The following is a 3,193-nucleotide window of genomic DNA, read 5'->3' on the forward strand; positions in this document are numbered from 1 at the left end:
GGGTGGCTGGTCGTTGTTTGAGAACTGCACAGTGGACGCGAGCATCTGTGGCCAAGTTTTTAAGGGCGCACGGTGGATGCCTTGGCACCAGGAACCGATGAAGGACGTGGGAGGCCGCGATAGTCCCCGGGGAGTCGTCAACCAGGCTTTGATCCGGGGGTTTCCGAATGGGGAAACCCGGCAGTCGTCATGGGCTGTCACCCATACCTGAACACATAGGGTATGTGGAGGGAACGCGGGGAAGTGAAACATCTCAGTACCCGCAGGAAGAGAAAACAACCGTGATTCCGGGAGTAGTGGCGAGCGAAACCGGATGAGGCCAAACCGTATGCGTGTGAGACCCGGCAGGGGTTGCGCATGCGGGGTTGTGGGATCTCTCTTGACCGGTCTGCCGGCCGGTCGGCGAGTCAGAAACCGTTGACGTAGGCGAAGGACATGCGAAAGGTCCGGCGCAGAGGGTAAGACCCCCGTAGCCGAAACGTCAGCGGCTCGTCTGTGAGACACCCAAGTAGCACGGGGCCCGAGAAATCCCGTGTGAATCTGGCGGGACCACCCGCTAAGCCTAAATATTCCCTGGTGACCGATAGCGGACAGTACCGTGAGGGAATGGTGAAAAGTACCCCGGGAGGGGAGTGAAATAGTACCTGAAACCGTGTGCCTACAAGCCGTGGGAGCGTCGGACATCAGCTTGCTGGTGTCTCGTGACTGCGTGCCTTTTGAAGAATGAGCCTGCGAGTTTGCGGTGTGTTGCGAGGTTAACCCGGGTGGGGAAGCCGTAGCGAAAGCGAGTCCGAACAGGGCGGTTCAGTAGCATGCTCAAGACCCGAAGCGGAGTGATCTAGCCATGGGCAGGTTGAAGCGGAGGTAAGACTTCGTGGAGGACCGAACCCACCAGGGTTGAAAACCTGGGGGATGACCTGTGGTTAGGGGTGAAAGGCCAATCAAACTCCGTGATAGCTGGTTCTCCCCGAAATGCATTTAGGTGCAGCGTCGTGTGTTTCTTGCCGGAGGTAGAGCACTGGATAGGCGATGGGCCCTACCGGGTTACTGACCTTAGCCAAACTCCGAATGCCGGTAAGTGAGAGCGCGGCAGTGAGACTGTGGGGGATAAGCTCCATGGTCGAGAGGGAAACAGCCCAGAGCATCGACTAAGGCCCCCAAGCGTACGCTAAGTGGGAAAGGATGTGGAGTCGCACAGACAACCAGGAGGTTGGCTTAGAAGCAGCCACCCTTGAAAGAGTGCGTAATAGCTCACTGGTCAAGTGATTCCGCGCCGACAATGTAGCGGGGCTCAAGCGTACCGCCGAAGTCGTGTCATTGCAGCATGTACGGCCAACGCCGGCTGTGATGGGTAGGGGAGCGTCGTCTGCCGGGTGAAGCGGCCGCGTAAGCGAGTCGTGGACGGTTGACGAGTGAGAATGCAGGCATGAGTAGCGATACAAACGTGAGAAACGTTTGCGCCGATTGACTAAGGGTTCCTGGGTCAAGCTGATCTGCCCAGGGTAAGTCGGGACCTAAGGCGAGGCCGACAGGCGTAGTCGATGGATAACCGGTTGATATTCCGGTACCCGCTGTGAAGCGTCAAACACCGAGCATCGTGATGCTAAGGCCGTGAAACCGCCGTGTGCGTCTTCGGACAAGCACGGAGTGGTGGAGCCGCCGGACCGAGCGGTCAGTAGGTGAGTGATGGGGTGACGCAGGAAGGTAGTCCAGCCCGGGCGGTGGTTGTCCCGGGGTAAGGGTGTAGCCCGTCATCCAGGCAAATCCGGATGACATGTGGGTGAGACCTGATGCCGAGCCGATTGTGGTGAAGTGGATGATCCTATGCTGTCGAGAAAAGCCTCTAGCGAGTTTCATGGCGGCCCGTACCCTAAACCGACTCAGGTGGTCAGGTAGAGAATACCGAGGCGTTCGGGTGAACTATGGTTAAGGAACTCGGCAAAATGCCCCCGTAACTTCGGGAGAAGGGGGGCCGCGCCCGGTGATCACTCTTGCAGTGTGAGCTGGGGGTGGCCGCAGAGACCAGCGAGAAGCGACTGTTTACTAAAAACACAGGTCCGTGCGAAGCCGTAAGGCGATGTATACGGACTGACGCCTGCCCGGTGCTGGAACGTTAAGGGGACCGGTCAGCTCCATTTCGGTGGGGCGAAGCTGAGAACTTAAGCGCCAGTAAACGGCGGTGGTAACTATAACCATCCTAAGGTAGCGAAATTCCTTGTCGGGTAAGTTCCGACCTGCACGAATGGCGTAACGACTTCTCGACTGTCTCAACCATAGGCCCGGTGAAATTGCACTACGAGTAAAGATGCTCGTTTCGCGCAGCAGGACGGAAAGACCCCGGGACCTTTACTACAGTTTGATATTGGTGTTCGGTTCGGCTTGTGTAGGATAGCTGGGAGACTGTGAACCCCGGACGCCAGTTCGGGGGGAGTCGTCGTTGAAATACCAGTCTGGTCGTGCTGGATGTCTAACCTGGGTCCGTGATCCGGATCAGGGACAGTGTCTGATGGGTAGTTTAACTGGGGCGGTTGCCTCCCAAAGGGTAACGGAGGCGCCCAAAGGTTCCCTCAGCCTGGTTGGCAATCAGGTGTTGAGTGTAAGTGCACAAGGGAGCTTGACTGTGAGACCGACGGGTCGAGCAGGGACGAAAGTCGGGACTAGTGATCCGGCGGTGGCTTGTGGAAGCGCCGTCGCTCAACGGATAAAAGGTACCCCGGGGATAACAGGCTGATCTTCCCCAAGAGTCCATATCGACGGGATGGTTTGGCACCTCGATGTCGGCTCGTCGCATCCTGGGGCTGGAGTCGGTCCCAAGGGTTGGGCTGTTCGCCCATTAAAGCGGTACGCGAGCTGGGTTTAGAACGTCGTGAGACAGTTCGGTCCCTATCCGCTGTGCGCGCAGGAGTCTTGAGAAGGGCTGTCCCTAGTACGAGAGGACCGGGACGGACGAACCTCTGGTGTGCCAGTTGTCCTGCCAAGGGCATGGCTGGTTGGCTACGTTCGGGAGGGATAACCGCTGAAAGCATCTAAGCGGGAAGCCTGCTTCGAGATGAGGACTCCCACCCACGTGATGGGGTAAGGCTCCCAGTAGACGACTGGGTTGATAGGCCGGATATGGAAGCACGGCAACGTGTGGAGTTGACCGGTACTAATAGGCCGAGGGCTTGTCCTCAGTTGCTCGCGTCCACTGTGT

At 58.0% G+C, this 3,193-nt stretch carries 1 rRNA gene; it reads left to right on the forward strand.

Features of this window, described 5'->3' with window-relative positions:
• Nucleotides 1-49: 49 nt before the first annotated feature.
• Nucleotides 50-3,172, forward strand: a 23S ribosomal RNA gene (locus ACFVJQ_RS45675).
• The last annotated feature ends 21 nt before the right edge of the window (nt 3,173-3,193 follow it).

Origin of the sequence: Streptomyces sp. NPDC127197 (assembly GCF_042672405.1) — a bacterium.
In the GTDB taxonomy this organism is placed as follows: Bacteria; Actinomycetota; Actinomycetes; order Streptomycetales; family Streptomycetaceae; genus Streptomyces; species Streptomyces flavusporus.